17 protein-coding genes are annotated in these 21,245 nt (G+C 52.1%); 15 read left to right on the top strand and 2 right to left on the bottom strand.

Translation table 11 applies throughout. The features are described 5' to 3' along the window. Window positions 1–78 precede the first annotated feature (78 nt). The 3 genes from MLAB_RS09070 to thiC all read left to right on the top strand — a co-directional run bounded on the left by MLAB_RS09070 (window position 79) and on the right by thiC (window position 3,912). On the top strand, window positions 79–1,044 hold the full coding sequence (locus tag MLAB_RS09070; protein ID WP_011834077.1) for an EamA family transporter: 966 nt from the start codon (window positions 79–81) through the stop codon (window positions 1,042–1,044). A gap of 100 nt (window positions 1,045–1,144) precedes the next feature. Next, window positions 1,145–2,326 (top strand): fibronectin type III domain-containing protein, encoded by a 1,182-nt coding sequence (locus MLAB_RS09065; RefSeq protein WP_011834076.1) that lies wholly within the window; start codon window positions 1,145–1,147, stop codon window positions 2,324–2,326. Between the two features lie 308 nt (window positions 2,327–2,634). Beyond that, window positions 2,635–3,912 (top strand): phosphomethylpyrimidine synthase ThiC, encoded by a 1,278-nt coding sequence (gene thiC, locus MLAB_RS09060; RefSeq protein ID WP_011834075.1) that lies wholly within the window; start codon window positions 2,635–2,637, stop codon window positions 3,910–3,912. 103 nt (window positions 3,913–4,015) lie between these two features. Here the strand turns inward: thiC and MLAB_RS09055 are convergent, their stop codons facing one another. After that, window positions 4,016–4,873 carry a TetR/AcrR family transcriptional regulator C-terminal domain-containing protein gene (locus MLAB_RS09055; protein ID WP_048062135.1) on the bottom strand — a complete coding sequence of 286 codons (858 nt, stop codon included), beginning with the start codon at window positions 4,871–4,873 and terminating at the stop codon, window positions 4,016–4,018. A gap of 165 nt (window positions 4,874–5,038) precedes the next feature. Between MLAB_RS09055 and MLAB_RS09050 the strand changes: the two genes are divergently transcribed. The 11 genes from MLAB_RS09050 to MLAB_RS09000 all read left to right on the top strand — a co-directional run bounded on the left by MLAB_RS09050 (window position 5,039) and on the right by MLAB_RS09000 (window position 19,238). Beyond that, the gene (locus MLAB_RS09050) at window positions 5,039–7,105 is read left to right on the top strand and encodes an efflux RND transporter permease subunit (protein WP_011834073.1); all 2,067 of its coding nucleotides are present in this window, start codon (window positions 5,039–5,041) and stop codon (window positions 7,103–7,105) included. Between the two features lies 1 nt (window position 7,106). Continuing rightward, window positions 7,107–8,621, top strand: coding sequence for a nucleic acid-binding, OB-fold, tRNA/helicase-type (locus tag MLAB_RS09045; protein ID WP_011834072.1), 1,515 nt, complete (start codon window positions 7,107–7,109; stop codon window positions 8,619–8,621). 91 nt (window positions 8,622–8,712) lie between these two features. Continuing rightward, a complete protein-coding gene (locus tag MLAB_RS09040) occupies window positions 8,713–9,759 on the top strand; it encodes a DUF3089 domain-containing protein (protein WP_011834071.1) in 1,047 nt (348 codons plus the stop codon). A 101-nt stretch (window positions 9,760–9,860) separates the two neighbouring features. Beyond that, complete coding sequence (locus MLAB_RS09035) at window positions 9,861–10,772, top strand: DUF3089 domain-containing protein (RefSeq protein ID WP_011834070.1); 912 nt, start codon at window positions 9,861–9,863, stop codon at window positions 10,770–10,772. Between the two features lie 118 nt (window positions 10,773–10,890). Then, entirely contained in the window at window positions 10,891–11,802 is a 912-nt protein-coding gene (locus MLAB_RS09030; protein ID WP_011834069.1) for a DUF3089 domain-containing protein, read from the top strand. 130 nt (window positions 11,803–11,932) lie between these two features. Further along, window positions 11,933–12,397: an NfeD family protein gene (locus tag MLAB_RS09025; RefSeq protein WP_011834068.1), complete on the top strand. Its 465-nt coding sequence runs from the start codon at window positions 11,933–11,935 to the stop codon at window positions 12,395–12,397. Between the two features lie 3 nt (window positions 12,398–12,400). Next, window positions 12,401–13,438: an SPFH domain-containing protein gene (locus tag MLAB_RS09020; RefSeq protein WP_011834067.1), complete on the top strand. Its 1,038-nt coding sequence runs from the start codon at window positions 12,401–12,403 to the stop codon at window positions 13,436–13,438. A gap of 132 nt (window positions 13,439–13,570) precedes the next feature. Further along, window positions 13,571–14,398, top strand: coding sequence for a DUF432 domain-containing protein (locus MLAB_RS09015; protein WP_011834066.1), 828 nt, complete (start codon window positions 13,571–13,573; stop codon window positions 14,396–14,398). A gap of 1 nt (window position 14,399) precedes the next feature. Then, entirely contained in the window at window positions 14,400–15,332 is a 933-nt protein-coding gene (locus MLAB_RS09010; RefSeq protein ID WP_011834065.1) for a mechanosensitive ion channel family protein, read from the top strand. After that, the gene (locus MLAB_RS09005) at window positions 15,333–15,809 is read left to right on the top strand and encodes a HEAT repeat domain-containing protein (protein WP_011834064.1); all 477 of its coding nucleotides are present in this window, start codon (window positions 15,333–15,335) and stop codon (window positions 15,807–15,809) included. It abuts the gene before it with no gap. Between the two features lie 3 nt (window positions 15,810–15,812). Further along, window positions 15,813–19,238 (top strand): DNA polymerase II large subunit, encoded by a 3,426-nt coding sequence (locus MLAB_RS09000; protein ID WP_011834063.1) that lies wholly within the window; start codon window positions 15,813–15,815, stop codon window positions 19,236–19,238. Between the two features lie 388 nt (window positions 19,239–19,626). On the opposite strand, the gene MLAB_RS08990 is transcribed toward MLAB_RS09000, so the two are convergent. After that, window positions 19,627–20,226: a TetR/AcrR family transcriptional regulator gene (locus MLAB_RS08990; protein WP_011834061.1), complete on the bottom strand. Its 600-nt coding sequence runs from the start codon at window positions 20,224–20,226 to the stop codon at window positions 19,627–19,629. Window positions 20,227–20,346: 120 nt separating this feature from the next. On the opposite strand from MLAB_RS08990, the gene MLAB_RS08985 reads away from it, so the two are divergent. Beyond that, a complete protein-coding gene (locus MLAB_RS08985) occupies window positions 20,347–21,243 on the top strand; it encodes a class I SAM-dependent methyltransferase (RefSeq protein ID WP_011834060.1) in 897 nt (298 codons plus the stop codon). The last annotated feature ends 2 nt before the right edge of the window (window positions 21,244–21,245 follow it).

The raw sequence follows: 21,245 nt of genomic DNA, 5'->3' as shown, positions 1-21,245 counted from the left end.
AAAGTAATTTGTACTTATTGCAAAATATGCATAATTTATTATAGATTCTTCAGCCTAATTTATTGAAAGGAGTCTTCTGTGGATCTGAAAAAATTATCAAACTCGGTTGTCTTTTGCTCGCTTCTGGTGCTTCTGGCATCCTGTTCGTATGCAATCCTTTCAACTATCGTAACGCTCGCCGTAATGAACGGTTTTGGAATCCCGGTCGTTCTGGTCGGTAAATTCTTCTACGGCTGGATCATTCTTCTCGTTCTAGTAGCTCTTGTCTGGTTCATCTATCAGAGAAAGCAGCCGAAGCATAAGCCAAGCACTCTTCCGCTCTGGAAACGCGTGATTACTCTCGTCATCACCGGTATCGTGATGGCTCTTGTGACGGTCTGTTACTTCCTCTCGCTTGGATACCTGCCGATTTCCCTTGCCGTTGTTTTACTCTTCCAGTACTCCTGGATCGGTGTGGTCATCGAGGCAGTTACCCGAAGAAAACTTCCGTCGAGAAACAAAGTGATCGCCTGTCTGGTCATCCTCGTTGGTACGATCCTTGCAGGCGGCATCATCGGTTCCGGTCTCTCGCTTGCCGAGATGAATCCGGCCGGTATTGCCCTTGGACTTCTCGCAGCATTCTTCTACGCTCTGTTCGTCTATCTGAGCGGCAGAGTCAGCCCGGAACTTCCGCCGATGAACCGCAGTTTCTTTATTGCTACCGCCGGGATGCTCTTTGTTCTGCTGTTCGTCGGAACGGTCTACGGAGGATCTTCCGTCATCGAAGGAATCACGAATGTGAATGCTCTTGCCTACAGTATTCCGCTTGGTCTGTTTGGTATCGCGATCCCGATCTTCTTCCTTGCAGTCGGTGCTCCCAAAGTCAGTACCGGTATGGCGACCATCCTGAACTCGGCTGAACTTCCGGTCGAGGTCCTTGCAGCCGCAGTGATCATTCTCGAACCGGTCGCCGCACTTCGCTGGGTAGGTGTCATCATCATTCTTCTGGGTATCGCTCTTCCGTACATCCTTGAACGAAGGATCACCAGCGGTCTGGAAGCGTAAAACCATCTAAAAAATATCTCATATCTTTTTTTGCCCGCTTTTTCAAAGGAAGGTCTTCTACCTCTAGCATTTTATATCCTCGAATATAACACAGATTATCATGCGAAAACTGCCTATGATCCTGTTAGGGACGGCGCTGGTTTTTCTGCTTTTCTCTGCAGGGGTCTCAGCCGATCTGCCCACCATCTCAACACTTTCATGTGATGGGATCACCACCGGTTCATGTACGTTTCAGGGGAACTTACAGAAAAACGGCGGCTTCGATGTAACTGACGTTGGCTTTGTGTATGGGACCTCAGCCTCGAACCTTGCATTTACGGTGTCTGAAGGATACCGCGGTCATTCGTACGGCAAGTACAGTACCACCGTTTCGGGACTTGCCGCCGGAACGACCTATTATTACAGAGCTTACGCGGTAAATCAAGACGGTACTGCCTATGGACCGGTCATGAGTTTCACAACCACATCTGCCGGTCCCGGTCCGTTCAGCATCTCGGCACCATACCAGAATCAGAACTGCGTGCTGAATGACGGAAATTGCGTGAATGCCCAGTGGAGTGCTGCCCCGGGAGCCGCAGGATACCGTGTTACGCTGAGAGATATGACGACGAATACGCTGTGCTTCAGTAACCGGGAGCTTGGATCCGCCACGTCGTATGGCATTCCCTCGGAGAATCTCACCGCAGGTCACGCGTACTGTTTATCGATCTGTGCGTATTCCGATGCGGGAGAGACGTGTCAGGAACAATGCTTCTCTGTTCAGGCCGCAAACGGTGTGACGCCGACTCCTGTTGGATCAGCGAACCAATACGGGAATCAGTATCAAAATGCCAGGATACTGGATTTAATCGCATCCGGAGAGGTCCTGCCTTTGCAGAGTAATGATACGTCAGGCACGCCGATGTACAGATACACGTTTACCGTCAGGACCAATCCCGATGCCGACCAGGTCTGTCTTTATCTCTATAACGGGACCAACAGCAGTCTGATCGGGGTCAACTCCACCTACGCTGTGATCGGTTCACCCATCCAGATGCGTGAATTCACGTTTACCCGGACGATGCTTTGGGAAGAGGTACAGAATTTGAGTGCCGAGGCATGCATCTATCATGATGGTCAGCCGATCAGGGACAGGGAAGGAGCTTACAAGTTCATCGCCGTTTCTTCCCCGGGTCAGGGTCAGACCTCGGTCTCCGGCAGTACGAATCAGTTTATGGACCGGGTCATGAATTTCTTCAGGAATCTGTTTTCCTGGAACTTCGGCAGATCGTCCGGCAACTAATCCAAAACATCATCTCTCTTTTTTCCTGATTTGGTATTCATCAGCCGCGTTCCAGAATTTTCCTACCCGGGCCATTAATCTGCGCCGGCCCTTTCCCTCTCCGTGAAGGTCGTTGGAATTGCACAATATTTCTTTCAAACCTCTCAAGCCGACTACTCTTTGAAACCAACTTTACTTGCCTGAGATCTGGAATTTACCTGAATAAAACCCTATAAAATGACATTTTACTTGTTAAATCAGCAAATAAATTTGTTTTTATTTATAGTAAATAAAATAGTTTATAATCTCCAGCATCCTGAAGTAAGGGTATGACAATCGTTGAAGATGCAAAAAAAGGCCTCATCACTGAAGAGATGAAGGTCGTGGCAAAATCCGAAGGGGTCACCGAAGATTTCATCCGCAGGGGAATTGCCGGCGGTCATATCGTCATCCCGATGACGCCCTACCGGAAAGTAAAACTCTGCGGTATCGGCTCGGGACTTCGCACAAAAGTGAATGCATCGATTGGGACCTCGTCTGATATCGTGAATGTGGAAGAGGAGCTGGAAAAGGCACGTCAGGCAGAACTCGCCGGGGCAGACTCGCTGATGGAGCTTTCGACAGGCGGGGACTTCCTCGATATCCGCCGCCGGGTCTGTGAACAGTCGAACCTTTCCGTTGGATCCGTTCCGCTCTATCAGGCGTTCATCGAAGCTGCCAGAAACAAAGGCGGCGTCGTTTTCATGGACGAGGACGATCTCTTCAAGATCACCGAGCAGCAGGCAAAACTCGGTACGAATTTTATGGCGATCCACACCGGAATCAACTACGAGACCGTGAAGAGACTGAAAAATCAGGGCAGACACGGCGGTCTCGTCTCCCGTGGAGGGGCATTCATGACGGCATGGATGCTGCACAACGAGATGGAGAACCCTCTCTACCGCAGGTTCGACTACCTCGTCGAGATCTTAAAGGAACACGAAGTCACCCTCTCCTTTGGAAACGGCATGCGGGCAGGGGCCTGTCATGACGCCACGGATCGTGCCGCCATCCAGGAACTTTTGATCAACGCAGAACTCGCCGATCAGGCACACAACGCCGGTGTTCAGTGCATTCTCGAAGGTCCGGGTCACATCCCTCTCGATGAGATCAAAACCAATGTCCAGCTGGAAAAACGGGTCACCAACAACAAACCGTTCTATATGCTCGGTCCTCTGGTAACGGATATCGCTCCGGGATACGACGACCGCGTTGCTGCGATCGGAGCTTCCGTCTCGTCCGCCGCAGGTGCAGATTTCATCTGCTATGTAACCCCGGCCGAGCATCTGGCTCTTCCGACCCCCGAAGAGGTCTATGAGGGAGTTATGAGTTCACGCATCGCGGCCCACGTCGGCGATATGGTCAAACTCCCAAAGACCCGTGAAGCCGATCTCGAGATGGGGCACGCCCGCCGCGACCTCGACTGGGAACGCCAGTATGCCGTCTCGATAAACGCAGAGAAGGCACGCTGCATCAGAAACTCCCGCATGCCGGCCGATTCCGATGCCTGCACGATGTGCGGCGATTTCTGTGCGATCAAGATCGTCCAGAAGACGTTTAATTTCTGAAGCGGGTTCATCCGCAGGATGGACCTTAGCGGAGAAAACCGGAGGTTTTCGTTAGGCATGTGAATATGCATGCCCTTACGGGTTCATCCGCAGACCATCCGGTTCAGATCTGCGGCACGATCCCGTACACGGCGATGTTTTCTTTGTCGAGTGCCCGGACAATTTCGGGAATCTGCTGGGCTGCAATCAAAACAACAAACCCATTTTTTATCTCCGTTATCTCTCCAGCAAACCCTAGTCCCTTCACGATTTCCTTGGCAGATTGTTGATCTCCTACCGTAAACGACACGGATATTTTTGCATCGCTGTAATCGGCGGGTTTTTCTCCCAATGGATTATCAGCTATCATTTGCTCACCCTCTCCCTGCCCTGAATCAGTTTCTCTTCCTTTTTCATATCTCATCACTGCCCCGTTCAGCTGATCCTTGACCGTCTTTTCCATGTATGCTACGATCATCTCAGGGGTAAGATCGATCTCGCCTAAAATCCAGCTCTCCACAATTCCTGCAAAAGCTACGGTATAGAAATGCGTGAGATACTCGACATACCCTTCGGAACGTGGAAGATCGCGCCCGTAGGTCAGCACGACATCCCGGACGACCCTCTCCAGATCCGCACTAAAGAAATCCTTCAGCGTCTCTCGGCTCAGGGAATTGAGCGTGCACACGCACATCTCCCGGTTCGCGGAAATATAGCCGAAAAGCTGCAAAATCTTATCCTGCCAGCAAAACACCTCCTCACTGCGCATAAGGAGATCGAACGCATCCTCCTCGTACATCCATCGGACAAGATCGTGAACATCCTCGAAATGATAGTAGAACGTCTGCCGGTGCAGCCCGCATTTTTCCGTGATCTCCTTTACGGTGATCGCATGGAGAGGTTTTTCACTCATCAGTTTTTTCAGGGATGCCGCAAGCATCTTTTTGGTGATATTGCTTTGGAGAGCTGCGTCTTTGGACATGTGTCTATACATATGTCTTGTCGGTTCGTCATAAATTCTTTTTCAATAAGATAGCATTAAATATAACATCATTAGACACCTGTCGCATTTTGTCGAAAATTCAAGATGTTTATCACAAATTCAGGGAGACATATTCAGACAACCGGTTAAACGGCTGCTTTTCCTATGATAGACATATCCGGAACCATCCTGCAAAAAAGAAAACAGGTTATTATCATAACCCTGCTGATCGCCGTTCTCTGTCTGATTCTGATACCGCAGGTCTCCGTAAACTACAATATCATTGATTATCTCCCCGATGAAGCTCCCTCGACCATCGCTCTTGATGTGATGAACGAGGAGTTCACGCAAGGGGTGCCCAATGCACGTATTATGGTGCCGGACATCACGATACCGGAAGCACTTGAACTGAAAAAACAATTCGCTGCCGTCGACGGTGTCGAAGAGGTAACATGGCTCGATGATGCCGTCTCTCTTGACGTACCGTTCGAAACCCTCGACACAGATGCCGTCGAAGCGTATTACAAAAACAACACCGCCCTTTTCAGCATCACCCTCGACAATGAAAAAGCCACTTCCGCCGTCAACGAACTTGCAGAACTTGCCGGTGACGATGCCGCCATGTCGGGCCTCTCCGTCTCCTCGACCTTCTCGAAAGGAACGCTTTCAAGCGATATCGTCAAGATCTTCCTGATTGCAATACCTTTCATCCTTGCCATTCTCTTCCTGACGACCACTTCATGGTTCGAACCTTTTCTCCTGATGTTCACGATAGGAGTTGCCATCGTCATCAACATGGGAACCAATATCATATTCGGAGAAATATCGTTCATCACGCAGGGAGTTGCGGCCATTCTGCAGCTTGCAATCGCTCTTGATTACGGAATCTTCGTTTTGTACCGGTTCACCGAGATCCGCAAAGACGGGATCCCGGTCTTTGAATCGATGAAGCATGCCCTCGTCAAATCCATAGGCTCGGTCACCGCATGCGGTATTGCCACGCTGATCGGTTTTGCCGCCCTTATCCTGATGAGAATCCAGATCGGTCCGGATCTTGGCCTTGTTCTGACGAAGGGAATCGTCATCAGTCTTCTCTGCGTTTTCACGCTTCTGCCGGCGCTCACGCTTGTCTGCAGCAAACTCATCGAAAAGACTCAGCACCGTCCGTTCATTCCCGATCTGAGAAAACTCGCAAAGTGCCTCGTCAAATTAAGCTTCCCCGCTCTCATCATCTTTGCCCTGATCGTGATACCTTCGGTTATCGCCATCGAAAACAACGATTATGTCTACTTCGATCTCTTCTCCGACGAACGGACAGCTATCGGTCAGGATGCCATAGCGATCACTGATACCTTCGGTGGGGCCTCCTCTCTTGTCCTCATGGTCCAGAAGGGGAATCTCGCAGAAGAGCAGGAAGTGCTTGATCAAATCGAAGAGATACCCAATGTTGTGTCGGTGATATCCTACGTGGGCACAGTCGGTGCGGAAATTCCGCAGGAGTATGTCCCTGGAAGCACCCTGTCCGAACTGGAATCCGCCAACTACAGCAGGATGATCATCACCGTCGACACCTCTCTCGAAGATCCCGAATCCTTTGCGGCGATTGAAAATATCCGGGCTATCGGTGAAGAGCATTATCCCGGGGAATGGTATCTGGCAGGAGAGATCGCCAACGCTTACGATATGAAATCGTTTATCGAAGAGGATAATATCAAAATCGAGGCGGTCGGCATCATTGCGATCTGCATCGTCATTCTGATAGCATTCCAATCCATCTCCCTCCCACTGATCCTCGTTCTCGTCATCAAATCGGCGATCTGGATCAACTGCGCAATACCCTACTTCCAGGGAGAGCCGATGTTCTACATCTCGTATCTGGTCATCAGTTCTCTCCAGCTCGGCATTACTGTCGATTACGCGATTATGTTTACCAGCCGGTATGTTGAGTTTAGAAAGCTTCACCCCAAGCGGGAGGCCGTCGAGCTGACCATCTCGAAGGCGGCGGTCTCGATTCTCGTCTCCGCCTTCATTCTTCTGGTAGCCGGTCTTGCCTTGTGGATCTTCTCCTCGAATGCTCTCTTAAGCGAAGTTGGGATGCTTGTTGGCCGAGGGTCAATCCTTTCGATCCTTGCAGTACTGTTCGTCCTGCCGGCTCTTCTCCTGATCTTCGATAAGATCATCCAGAAAACATCTCTGAACATGCAGTTTGTGCCTGATACAACAGGAGTATAACATGAAATCATTGGTAAAAATTCTCATAACCCTGATAATAATCACATTATTCATCGTCCCGGCCGCTGCGGCCGGAACACAAAAAGAAGAAGTCATCTATGTCAATCTCAACGGTGACGGATCGGTCAGCCACGTATATGCCGTAAACATCTTCGATATGCAGACCGGCGGCCGCATCACGGATTACGGATCGTACGCCTCGGTCAGAAACATGGTCACGACCGACCAGATCAATGTCAACGGCGACGAAATAACAATCGATACAGATCCGGGAAAACTCTACTACGAAGGAGATCTTGGATCCGTTCCGATCCCGTGGGATGTCGATATCACCTATTATTTGGACGGCGTTCCCTACTCTGCCGATGAAATCGCAGGTAAAAGCGGAAATCTCGAGATGCATATCGTCATCACCAAGGATCCGTCGGACAAGGAGGACTTCTATGAAAAGTATGCCCTTATGATGACAGTGACTTTGGATGCGAACAAATGCAGCAATATTGTTGCATCCGGCGCAACGATGGCAAACGTCGGAAGCGACAAGCAGCTCTCCTACACCCTCTTCCCGGGCAAGGGTGCCGATGTCGTCATTACTTCTTCAGTTGTCGATTTCGGGATGGATGCGATCTCGTTGAACGGCATTCGTCTTTCGCTCGATGTTGACCTTGACACAAGCGAAATGGAAGATGATCTTACGGAACTTCGCGACGGGATCGTCGAACTTGACGACGGCGCATGGGAACTTCGCGACGGTGTAAACAATCTTTCCCGGGGAATTATCAATGCGTCTGCAGGGGGTTATAAGGTTCAGGCCGGTGCGGCAACTCTTGCATCCGGGACGAATTCCCTGTCTTTAGGTCTTGCCTCGCTCGCAGGACAGAATGCCGCCCTGACCGGAGGTGCCGATCAGATCTTTAGCGGCCTGCTGGCGTCCGCAAACGCACAGCTTTCCGGATCAGGTATTCCGACGCTGACGAAGGATAATTACGCCGCTGTTCTTACCGCGGCCATCAGCTCAACCGGCGATCCGACCGGGCAGCTCACGCAGCTTCTCACGCAGCTTACCTCGTATCAAACCTTCTACACTGGTCTGGTGGCATATACGACAGGAGTCGGTTATGCGTCCTCGAACGCCACTCTTGTGGCATCCGGATCTCTTACCCTCGCCAACGGGGCATCAGCCTTATCGTTCGGTCTTTCGGAACTGACCGACGGGACGAACGATCTCAAAGAGGGCGTGGCAAATCTGACCGACGGCACGGGGGAACTCAGAGACAATACGACCGGGCTTGACACGAAGCTTACCGATAAAATAAATGAAGTGCTCGATCCCATCAGAGGCGGAACCGACAACACGAAATCCTTCGTTTCCGAGAAGAACACTCAGGTAAGTTCAGTCCAGTTCGTTATGCACACCCCGGAAATCAAAGTGCCCGAGGAAGAAACCAAGGTGGAAGAGAAGACAGAAAATCTGAATCTTATGCAGAGAGTTATGAGGCTTTTCGGCCTCGCATAATTTTATAATTATCAGATCTCTGTTCGACCATACACGAAACATACCCGGTCGGGGTCAGATAAATACCTTTTTTACTGGTGAAAAATACAGTATGTGTATGATCTTTATTCGATTGGAAAACAGTAAAAAACGATGTTTTTCTCTTGGTTTCCTCCTTCTTCTTTGTGTTTGTTTTATTTTTACATCAGGCTGCATCAATACTGAGCCTTCCGAACAGAACAGCGAGCCTGGGAATCTTATAGATACCGGGATCGATTACTCCGATCCCTACAACTGGCTGTCTCTTCCGAACGTCTCCAAAGAGGTGGATATTTTTTACGTGTATCCAACCGTAAGCAGCAATGAAACCGGTTCGATGTCCATCTCCGATGAGGGGGACCGGGCCCTGGCCCAGGGTATTTTTGCAGCGCAGGCAAGCGTGTATGAGCCGTACGGAAACGTTTTCGCTCCGTATTACCGGCAGATGACGACGAACGTCAAGATGGATGACGGGATGCTCGCGACCGATACCGCAGAATTCAAACAGGGAGCGGCTGACGTCGAGGATGCGTTCGAGTATTATATCAACAATCTTAATGCCGGCCGGCCGTTCATCATTGCGGGACACAGTCAGGGAACTATGGCCCTTATCGAGTTGATCAAGAATAAATTCGGTGACGACGAAGAACTCCGCAGCCGTCTGGTCGCCGCGTATCTCATCGGTTATACCGTAACGGATGACGATCTTGCCAAAGCCGGACTCACCGCCGCCGAGGGTGCATACGACACCGGCGTTGTGATCACCTACAACACCCAGTCCCCGACTTCGGTCGGCGGGCCCATGCTTATGGAAGGAGCCCACTGTATCAATCCTTTGAACTGGAAGACCGATTCCACATATGCTCCCGCCTCCGAGAATCTCGGCGCACGGTTTTACAATGATTCGACCGGGGAATTTATTCGTGAAGTTGTTGGCTACTCGGATGCCCAGATCGATTTAGAAACCGGAGCTCTAACAACCACGATCCCTGAGGGAGAAGATCTGGATATCGGAGCTTATCCCGAAGGAGTCTATCACAGGTATGATTATGCATTCTGGTACAGAAATCTGCAGCAGAATGTCGAAGACAGAATCAACGCCTATCTGCTGAAAACCTAAACGCATTTCTTCTTTAACCCCCATTTTTTCAGGATAAACTTCCCGGTTTCACAAACACATTATATACCTGAGGAGCCTGTATTATCTGTAAGGTCTTCATTATGTTAGAAAACGCAGGCGTCGATTATTCCGATCCGCAGAACTGGCTGTATTTCCCGGAGATCGCGAAACCGGTGGATATATTTTATGTGTATCCAACTGTAAGTAGCCATGAATCTGGGTCTATGCCCATCGCGGATGAAGGGGACAGGGCCCTTGCCCGGGCTTTTTCCACAACCGAGGCAAGCGTGTATGAACCGTACGGGAATGTATTCACGCCGTATTACCGTCAGATGACAACGCGGGTCAAAATGGAGGATGAAGATCAGTTCATCACCGACACCAAAGCGTTCAAGCAAGGGGCCCGCGACATTCAGGATGCATTCGAGTATTACCTTGAGCACCTCAATGCTGGTAGGCCGTTCATTCTTGCCGGCCACAGTCAGGGAACGATGACCCTTATCGAACTTATCAAAAACCGGTTCGGGGACGACGAAGAACTGCGAAGCCGTCTGATCGCCGCGTATCTGATTGGTTATACGGTAACAGATGACGATCTTCAAAAAGCAGGTCTGACCGCGGCAAAAGGTGCGTTTGATACCGGTGTTGTGATCACCTACAACACCCAGTCTCCGTCGGCAGTCGGCAGCTTCGTTCTTATGGAAGGAGCAAACTGCATCAATCCGCTGAACTGGACGACCGATTCGACCTATGCTCCCGCTTCGGAAAATCTCGGCGCAAGGTTCTACAATTTTGAAACGGGAGAGTTCCTGCGTGAAGTCATCCATTACGCCGACGCCCGAATAGATATGAAAACCGGGGCACTTACGGCCACGATCCCGGCGGACGAGAAGCTGGATCTCGGACCGTATTTCCCGGATGGCGTCTATCATATGTTTGACTATGCATTCTGGTACAGAAACCTTCAGCAGAATGTCGGCGACAGGATCAACGCGTATCTTCTGAAAACCTAAAAGCGGCCCTTCTTTACCCGCCCTATTTTTCCCGGCCGAAGGGCCCGCTGATGAATTTTGCGGTTTTGCAAATAGATTATTTACCAGAGGAGACTGTATTAACTGTAAGGTCTTCATTATGTCTGAAAAAGCAGGCGTCGATTATTCCGATCCTTACAACTGGCTGTATCTCCCTGGGATCTCGAAAGAGGTTGACGTTTTTTACGTATATCCAACGGTGAGCAGCCATGAATCAGGTTCGATGCCCATCGCTGATGAAGGGGACCGGGCCCTTGCCCGGGGATTTTCTGCAACCGAGGCAAGCGTCTATGAGCCGTACGGGAATGTATTCGCGCCGTATTACCGTCAGATGACATCACGGGTCAAGATGGAGGATGACGATAAACTCATCTCCGACACGAAAGCGTTCAAACAGGGAGCCCGTGACATTCAGGACGCATTCGAGTATTACCTCGAACACTTCAGCGGCGGCCGGCCGTTCATTCTTGCCGGACACAGTCAGGGAACAATGACCCTTATCGAACTTATCAAAAACCGGTTCGGGGGCGATGAAGAACTGCGAAGCCGTCTGATCGCTGCGTATCTTATCGGTTACACGGTAACGGATGACGATCTTCAAAAAGCAGGTCTCACCGCGGCTGGTGGTGCCTACGACACGGGTGTTGTGATCACCTACAACACCCAGTCTCCGTCAGCGGTCGGCAGCTTCGTTCTTATGGAAGGGGCAAAATGCATCAATCCTTTGAACTGGAAGACCGATTCCACGTATGCTCCCGCCACGGAGAATCTCGGCGCACGGTTCTACAATGTTGAAACTGGGGAGTTCCTGCGTGAGGTCATCCATTACGCCGATGCCCAGATCGATCCGAAAACCGGAGCGCTTATGGCCACGATCCCGGCAGATGAGGATCTGGAGCCCCTACCATATTTCCCCAAAGGCGTCTATCATAGATACGATTATGCATTCTGGTACAGAAACCTTCAGCAGAATGTCGGCGACAGAATCAATATCTATCTCCAGAAAAGGTAGGGGGAGCGGTTCATCCAGGCCCTCTGATTTTTTGAGGAAACCGGCTTTTTTGCAGAAAACCCGGTTAACCGGATTTCTTTTCCCGAGAGCAACTATTTAACGCCCCTCGCCTATAAGTAGTATATCAGATATGTTTGAATTACTCCTCAGCCCTACAGTTTTACCTTGGGTTTTAATTGCGATTGGAGCAGCACTTCTTCTTATCGAAGCCAGCTCGCCCGGATTTTTCATGGCAGTTCCAGGAACCGCCATGATCTTTCTCGGCGTCATGGACTTCTTTTTCGGGTTAGAGTTCCTTGCCTCCCCCCTGGGCATCACGCTGACCGTGCTTGCAGCGATCTGTGCTGCGGTGATCACGGTCTTTTTGTACAAAAAACTCTCCCCCGATCAGAAACCCACTACCTCGGGACAGGACTCGATCGTTGGAAAATCCGGTTTTGTTACGGTGGAAATCGTTCCCGATTCCATCTCGGGCAAAGTAGAGGTCGACGGCGTCGTGTGGAGTGCAAAATGTACTGACGGGACCATCCCTCCCGGAACAAAAGTCGAGGTGACCGCAGCAAGCGGGGTTCACCTCACAGTAAAAAAGGTCTAATTTATGGATGCATTTACATTACTTGCAATAATTTTAGTTGTCATCATCCTTTTCCTGTTTGCAAAAGGTGTTGTCATCGTTCAGCCGTATCAGAAAGGACTAGCTGTCCGTCTTGGAACCTACACGGGTCAGGTCAATCCCGGTTTCAAATGGGTCGTCCCGTTCATCACGACTGTCTACAAACTCGATCTCAGGACCCAGGTCATCGACGTTCCGTCCCAGGAAGTCATCACCAAAGATAACTCTCCGACCGATGTGGATGCGATCATTTATGTCCGCGTCATGGATCCGGAACGTGCCTTCTTCGAAGTATCGAATTACCGTCAGGCAACTGTGGCCCTTGCCCAGACGAGTCTTCGTGGAATCATCGGCGATATGGAGCTTGATGAAGTTCTCTACAACCGTGATATGATTAACCGCAGGCTCAGAGATATCCTCGATAAGGAAACCGACCAGTGGGGTGTCAAGATCGAACGCGTCGAGATCAAAGAGGTCAACCCGATCGGCGCCGTCAAACAGGCAATGACCGAACAGACCGCAGCCGAAAGAGAACGGCGTGCAGCAATCCTGCGTGCGGACGGAGAAAAGCGTGCTGCGATCCTCAAAGCCGAGGGTCTCAGACAGAGTATGATCCTCGAGTCCGAAGGTGAACGTCAGAGTAAGATCCTTCGTGCGGAAGGTACCAGGCAGAGCCGGATCCTCGAAGCCCAGGGAGAAGCCCAGGGTCTTCGGATCGTTTCGCTTGGTTCCCGCAGTCTGGATAAACGTTCGATCACGGTCCTCTCCTTAAACACCATGCAGAAGATGGCCGACGGTCAGGCGACCAAGATCATCTTCCCGTTCGAGCTTACCAATCTGGTCAAGCAGGGTGCAAAGTTCCTCGGCGGGGAAGATCTTGCTGAGGTCGACGAGATCCCCGATATAACTCTGGATGAAAGCATCTTAGGAGACCTCCCGAACAAGGAAGAGATCGCCAAAGCCGTCGAATCGGTGAAAAACGCAAGCGAACTTGCAAAAACACCGGAAGATATCGCCGACTGATACCTCTCCTTTTTTTCGTACCTTTTTTCGTATTCGGTACTGCAGGGCCGGAAAATACACGTCCCGCCGGCCAATGAAAACTAACTTACCCCGATACGACCTACAGTAAATATACGTCCGAGGAGCATGAACATGGCATTGAAAATACTCCATTCCGGTGGTCGGAAGAAAGAAAAAGAGACCGTTACCTACGAGCACGATAACGGGAGCGATCTCAAGCAGTTTGCATACGGCAGATTCCCGATCGACTATGCGGTCAACTTCGAAGGTCTCAATCTTGCCGTTGATCTGGACAGAGGCATGTATCATTACAGACGGGCGCTTGGGGACTGGAAAACCGATATCAACATCTCCGTAAACGGCGGTCATATGCTCATCCATCCCGTCGAACCGCTCAATCTCCCCGACAACCTCACCGATTTCATGGAGATCAGATTCGATCCGATCAAGATCGAACCCGACGGAATCTGCGTCATCTTTGTAACCATGCCTATCGAGATCGGCGTTTTTCTCGAGTCGCCAAGCGGCTCAACTGATGTCATCGACATCGTCTCCTATGTATATCCCAAATACTCCCTCTACGGGGGATCGAACCGCGGCGTCGTTACCAGATTCAACGAAAGCAAGGTGTATTATTATCCGCCGGCGATGAAAAACTACGAGGCGGGTCTGCTGAAGCTCGAGATCGAAAACAGATCCGATGAATGGGCGACAGTCGGCAGGGCCGTTATATTCCAGAAAGGTCTCTTCCTTTACTTTGACGAAAATCTCGTTGCCGCATCGGCTGAGATGAAGATCATCAGCCCGGACGTGGCGGTCGTCACCGGGGTCGATACTCCGCTCCGTCAGGGCATGACCCGGTCGAACCGGCTCTTTAAAACCCGCAAACTCACGCCGTTCTATAATGTGACCGGCATGCTCAACGACACCGCTTATACAATGGATATGGGGCTGATCTGACATGGCTGACAACACCACCGAGATCCTCGTCGGCAATGCATTTCTGGATACTCCGCTTTTTGGGGAGATCACCTACGGCAATCTGTTAGCGGCCATCCTCATTCTGGTTGGGACGTATGTCGTGGCAAAAGTCCTTTCCGTCATTGTTATGCGTGTCCTTGCCGGCAAAGTCGAGGTAAGCAACAGTACGTTTCTCGCAAAGATCGTTCGATGGTTAACCTACTTCGTCGGTATCGTTGCGGCAAGTCCTTTTCTGCACATAGACTTCTCCGGGCTGATCGTCGCTGGAGGAATTCTGGCGTTCGCGATCAGTTTTGCGTCGCAAAGCACGCTTTCCAACTTCGTTGCCGGCGTTCTGCTGATGTTCGAGAGGCCGGTAGGAGTCGGCGACAATATCAGTGTGAACGGAACCGAAGGCTATGTCGAGGACATAGGCATTTTGTCCACGACGATCCGTACCTACAGTGGTATCTTCGTCCGTATCCCGAATGAGTCGATGTTCACCTCCGATATCACGAATTATGTGGCACATATCGCCCGGCGGTTCGATTATGATATCGGGATCAGATACTCGGATGATGCGGATAAAGCGATCAAAGTCATCAAAGGTATCATCGAGAAGCATCCGTATGCCCTGAAAAATCCGGGCCCTTCGGTATATGTGGACGAACTCGGCAACAACAGTATCAACCTGAAGGTCAGGATCTGGGCCCCGTCCGCCTTCTGGTGGGATGTGAGGACGGACCTTTTGTGGAAGATCTTCCAGGCCCTGCGAAAAGCCGACATCGACATTCCATTCCCGCAGCTGACGCTTTGGTACGGCCAGGAACCGCCGAAACCGTCAAAGGCGGGCAAGGGAAGCGGTTTCACCCCGCAGGAAGTTCTTGGAAAAAGCGAGGTCTCCCCCGAAAACGCCGTGAAGGTGATCAAGTAAATGGATACTGCAGACGTAATTGCCCGGCTCTCTGCTGAAGACCTCGATCAGCGTCACGAGGCAGTAATGGATCTCGCGGCTCTGGGAAAAGAGGATCCTGACAGGATCATACCGGAGATCATTGATGCTCTGAAGACCGGGTCTATGAATCTTCGCTGGTATCTCGGCCGTACCCTGATCAGAATCGGGCCGTCCGTTATCCCCTTCCTTGTCGCCGCTTCGGAAAGGGAGACGGATATGTCTGTCCAGAAGTATTACGGAGCAGTGTTCGCCGTGTTCGGACCCGAGGCCGTTTCAACGCTTGTGGATCTTTTCTCGTCGAAAAACCCGACGACCCGGGGTATGGCGGCCGCAGCCCTTGAAAAGATCGGAGACCCCTCCCTCCCCTCATTGAGGGAAGCTGCCAAAAGTCAGGATGTTACCGTGAAAAGCTGTGCTATCCTGACGCTCGCCAAATTCCAGATATACGATTACTGATCCATGGCGGAACTTGTAACCTCCCCTGCCTACCGGGCGTATCTCGACGGTCTTATTGCCGGACTCGACCGGGCGATGGAAATCGCCAATAAGGCGAAAAGCCTCGGCGTCGATCCGCGGCCATACGTGGAGATACCGATCGCGAGCGATCTTGCAGGAAGAGTGGAGGCTCTGCTTGGATACAAAGGCGTGGCCGCCAAGATCCGGGAACTGGAGGACCGGATGTCGAGAGAGGAGGCCGCACTCAAGATCGGCGACGCGTTCGTCGGCAAAGAGTTCGGCGAATCGACCCGGGAGGATATCCTCGATCATGCGATTCGTACCTCCATGGCTCTTCTCACAGAAGGTGTGGTCGCGGCACCGACCGAAGGTATCGGAAAAGTCGCCGTTCGAAGAAACGACGACGGAACCGAGTATCTCTCGATCTACTACGCAGGACCCATCCGTTCCGCCGGAGGAACGGCCCAGGCACTTTCGGTCCTCGTCGGCGATTACGTGCGCCGGCTTCTCAACATCGACCGGTACAAACCCCGTGAAGAAGAGATCGAACGCTACGTCGAGGAGATCAAGCAATACAACAACATCCAGAGTATGCAGTATCTCCCAAAAGACGACGATATACGTCTGATCATCAGAAACTGCCCGATCTGTATCGACGGAGAACCGACCGAGCAGGAAGAGATCTCCGGGTACCGGAATCTGGAACGGGTCGAGACGAACGTCGTGAGGGGCGGTATGGGGCTTGTCATCGCCGAAGGTATCGGTCTGAAAGCCCCCAAGATCCAGAAAAACGTCGCGAAGATGAATCTCGACGGCTGGGAGTGGCTCGAAGAACTCATCAGCGGCAACACGCCCGCTCAGGAGGTTGAAGAAGAGCCAGGTGTCCACCCAAAGGACAAGTACATGCGGGATATGCTCGCCGGCCGGCCGTCGTTTTCGTATCCGATGCGAAAAGGAGGTTTCAGGTTCCGCCTCGGCAGATGCAGAAATACGGGACTTGCGACCTGCGGGTTCAATCCGGCTACCTTACATATCCTTGACGATTATCTCGCGGTCGGCACGCAGATGAAGGTCGAGCGGCCGGGCAAAGCCTGCGGTGTTGTGCCGTGCACGGACATCGAAGGGCCGACCGTTCGTCTGAAAAGCGGCGAACTCCGCCGGATCGACACGCTCGATGATGCGAATAAATACTACGATCAGGTGGAGTATATCCTCGACATCGGGGAGATCCTGATCTCGTTCGGCGAATTCATGGAAAACAACCATGTCCTGATGCCGCCGAGCTACTGCGAGGAGTGGTGGATCCAGGAAGGAGGACCCCGGCATCCGAAGAACGAAGCCGAGGCTCTTTCTTTTGTTCTCGAAGGAGCTTATCTTCATCCGGATTACACCTGGTTCTGGGACGACTGCAGCGAGGGGCAGCTGATTTTCCTCTCGGACAAAGTCGCCGGGACCGGCTCTCTTCGCGAAGGGGTTTTGTACATCCCGGAAGATCCTGCGGTGAAGTCCGTCCTCGAAGAGCTGCTCGTGCCGCACACCGTGGAAGAGGGCTTTTACGTTGTCAGAACGCCTCTTGCATTGATCATGGGGCTTGGTCTGACCGATACGCTTGCAAAAAGTCCGACCTGGAAGACCCTGCCGCCGTTTTCAAACGGTCTTTCCATGGCGATATCTCTCTCCGGTCTGAAGATGCGGTCGAAGGCCGGGACCCGGGTCGGCGGAAGGATGGGCCGGCCCGGAAAATCCGCTCCCCGCAAGATGAAGCCGCCGGTCCACGTGCTTTTCCCGATCGGCGAGTCGGGCGGGATGAAGCGTTCGATCGACAATGCGGCGAAGATCTGCAGTTCGGATTCGGAGGAGAATTTCCGCGGGACGTCGGTGACGACCGGCCAGGTCGAGGGTCTTATCCAGGTCCAGACCGGAGAGCGCCGGTGTCCAAAATGCGGGACGGTGACGTTTAAGAGCCGGTGCGCCGACTGCGGCACCCATACGGACGCGGTCTATCGGTGTCCCCACTGTAATCAGCTTGGAGAGGAGGGTCAGGAGTCGTGCCCGAAGTGCGGGGCGAATCTGGTCTGCTCGAAGGAGAGCATCGTGAGTCTAGGTCAGGAGTACGCGGCGGCACTGAAAAACGTCGGGATGTCTGCTTCGTCGTCGCCGGAACTGAAAGGGGTTCGCGGTCTTATTTCGCGTGAACGGGTGGTGGAGCCTTTGGAGAAGGGTCTGCTTCGGGCGAAGAACAACATCTTCGTGTTCCGCGACGGGACGATCCGGTATGATATGATCGATCTGCCTCTAACGCATTTCAGGCCGGCCGAGGTCGGGGTTTCGGTGGAAAAACTCCGGTCGATCGGCTACACGCAGGATATGCACGGCGCCGATCTGACGGATGCTTCGCAACTCGTGGAACTCCACCCGCAGGATATCATGGTGTCCGTGGACTGCGGCGAGTATCTGGTCCGGGTCGCCGCGTATGTGGACGAGCTTTTGGAAAAAGTGTACGGGATGGAGGCGTTTTATCACGTAAAAACGCCGGAGGATCTGGTGGGCCACCTGGTGATGGGTCTTGCGCCGCACACGAGTGCAGGGGTGCTTGCCCGGATCGTGGGGTTCACGAAAGCGAAGGCGGGATACGCCCATCCGTATTACCATGCGGCAAAGCGGCGAAACTGCGACGGGGATGAGGACTGCGTGATGCTTCTGATGGACGGTCTGCTGAACTTTTCGCGGTCGTTTCTGCCGAGCACCCGCGGCGGGACGATGGATGCCCCGCTCGTTTTGACGACGACGCTGAATCCAAAGGAGGTGGATAAGGAGACGCTGAACGTGGATGTGATGCCCCGCTATCCGCTGGAGGTGTATACGGCGTGTCTGACGTACCGTGCTCCAAAGGAGGTTGGAAAGTTCGTGGATTACGTGGAGAAGAGGGTTGAGACGCCCGGCCAGTTCGAGGGCTTTTCCTTTACGCACGATACGACGGATATCTCGGAGGGGCCGATCGATACGATGTACACGAATCCGATCCTGAAAGGAACGGCGGATAAGATCAAGGCGGAGCTGGGGCTCGCTGACCGAATCCGTGCGGTGGATACGAACGATCTGGCTGAAAGGATCATCAACAGTCATTTGATGCCGGATATGATCGGTAATCTGCGGTCGTTTTCCAAGCAGGCGTTCCGGTGTCCGAAGTGTAAGACGAGCTACCGTCGTATTCCGGTTTCGGGGAAGTGTAATAAGTGCGGGGGGCCGGTGAAGGCGACGATGCATAAGGGGAACGTGACGAAGTATCTGGAGATTTCGAAGTATATGGCGGAGCATTATACGCTTTCGGATTATACGAATCAGCGGATCCAGGTGACGGAGATGAATATCAATTCAACGTTCGGAGAAGAGGAGAAGGTCCAGATGGATCTTTCGGATTTTTTCTGATAGGACTATAAGAAAACCAACCGCGAATCTCCGCCAATCTTCGCGAATCGCATTTTCCTTGCGTTCGGATGCTCTGCTCCGTCTGATCGCCTGCGCAGAATCGCATCCTCTCTTGAAAAATGCTATAGGAAAAACCCGCGTGCGGGTTTTTCTGTTGTTACATTATTTTTCACTTACAAAAAAAGAGAAGTTAACGAAGAGAAAAACCGGCACGCCGGTTTTTCCTATAGCATTTTTCCAGCCGGCGTGCGATTCCTGCGGAGGCGATAAGCCGGAGCAGAGCACGCAGGCGCAAGAAAAATGCGATTCGTGGGAATTCGCGGAGATTCGCGGTTTGTTTTTCTTATGTTTTCGCACCTGACCCTACACTTTCGAAGGTGAGATTCTCTTACTCCCCCTTCGAAACCAGCAGCCGCACACCCTCCTGCCAGATCTTCATGATCTCCTCTTCGGGCATTTCCGTCATCTTATAATTCAGCAGACCCGAATACAGGGCCACCATAATATATGCCAGCGTCCGTGCATCCGTTTTCGTCTGGATACTGCCATTTTCCTGCTCCCGTTTTACCGCCCCCTCCGTCGCCGCCACCAGAGCATTCAGATACTCCACCGTCGCCCCCCTGATCGCCGGATTCCTGAGGGACAACGCAAACATCTCGTAAAAAAGGGCACGCCGCCCCTCATCGCCGAGATCGAACTGCTCGAAGATCGGGGAAAACAAAATCGAATACAGTGCATCCAGTGAAGCAGGCTTCGGCGAATCATCCGTAATGACCTGCATCTGCCGCTGGATCGTGGCCATAACCTCCTGAAAAAGCGCCTCCCTTGTCGGGAAATACCAGTAGATCGCTCCCTTACTCACGTTCAGCCTTTTTGCGATCGCATGAATGCTCGCCTCCGCATACCCCCTCTCTGCGATCACCTCGATCGCGGTCTGAATGATCTTCTTTTTCGCATCCTCTTTGTATTCGGGAATCACTTTCGGCATGGCTAGATTATATTTCAATCTCCGACGGGATTATTTTTGTCGTCCCTGTATGGTAAAAATACCAGATAGTATTTATACATTCTAATGCGTATGTTTTATTGCAAACGAGGCTGCAGTTCTATGACAGAGCAACCAACCGAAAAAAACGGCCCAAGCAAAATGGCTGAAGGAATCGCCTTACAGCGGTTCGCCGAATCGAAGCTCCCGGAAGACCGACGCATATTCTACGATCCGTATGCCGTCTACTTCGTCGATCCCCGGACGCTTGAGTATGCCAAAAAAAATCCGCTCCAGGCAAAAACCTTAGCAGAAGAGTATGAAAAAAAGATGCCCGGCTGGAGCAACTCGATTCGTGCCCGGGTCCGGTACTTCGACGACCGCATCGAAAAGGCTGCGGCCGAAGGATTCACCCAGCTCGTGATCCTCGGTGCCGGGTATGATACCCGGGCATACCGCCTCCCTGCCCTCAAAGAGGGGATGACCATCTTCGAAGTCGATCAGCCGCAGACGATCGAACGAAAAACCGGCATCATCACCGGGATCTTTCACGAAATGCCGGATCATGTGAGGTTCGTCCCTCTCGATCTCGAACACGACAATCTCTGGGACACACTGAAAAAATCCGGGTATTCTTCCTCGGAAAAAACGCTCTTCGTGCTCGAAGGACTTCTCATGTACCTCTCCCGGGACGCAGTCGGAGAACTTTTCTCAGGCATCGCCCAAAACGCCGGGACCGGCAGCATCGCTCTCTTCGATTTCGTCCCGCAGTCGCTCGTCGACGGCACCTCGGACAGCGAAGGAGGCGCCTACATCCGTGCGTATCTTTCCCAGGTCGGCGAACTCTTTCGCACAGGCTTTGCCGAAAACGAACTCAGACCCTATCTCGCCGGGCTTGGATTTACCGGTGTGGAGATCGTTCCAGGCAGTATATACAAGGGCATGATCTATACCGGCGTCAATGCCGACCGGCCCGTATCCGGCCTGCTCAACTTTGCCGCCGCGGTCGTTCGCGGCTGACA

Origin of the sequence: Methanocorpusculum labreanum Z (genome assembly GCF_000015765.1) — an archaeon.
Taxonomy (GTDB): Archaea; Halobacteriota; Methanomicrobia; order Methanomicrobiales; family Methanocorpusculaceae; genus Methanocorpusculum; species Methanocorpusculum labreanum.
Note: the sequence above shows the minus strand (reverse complement) of the source record. Positions and strands in the feature narration are given on the sequence as shown.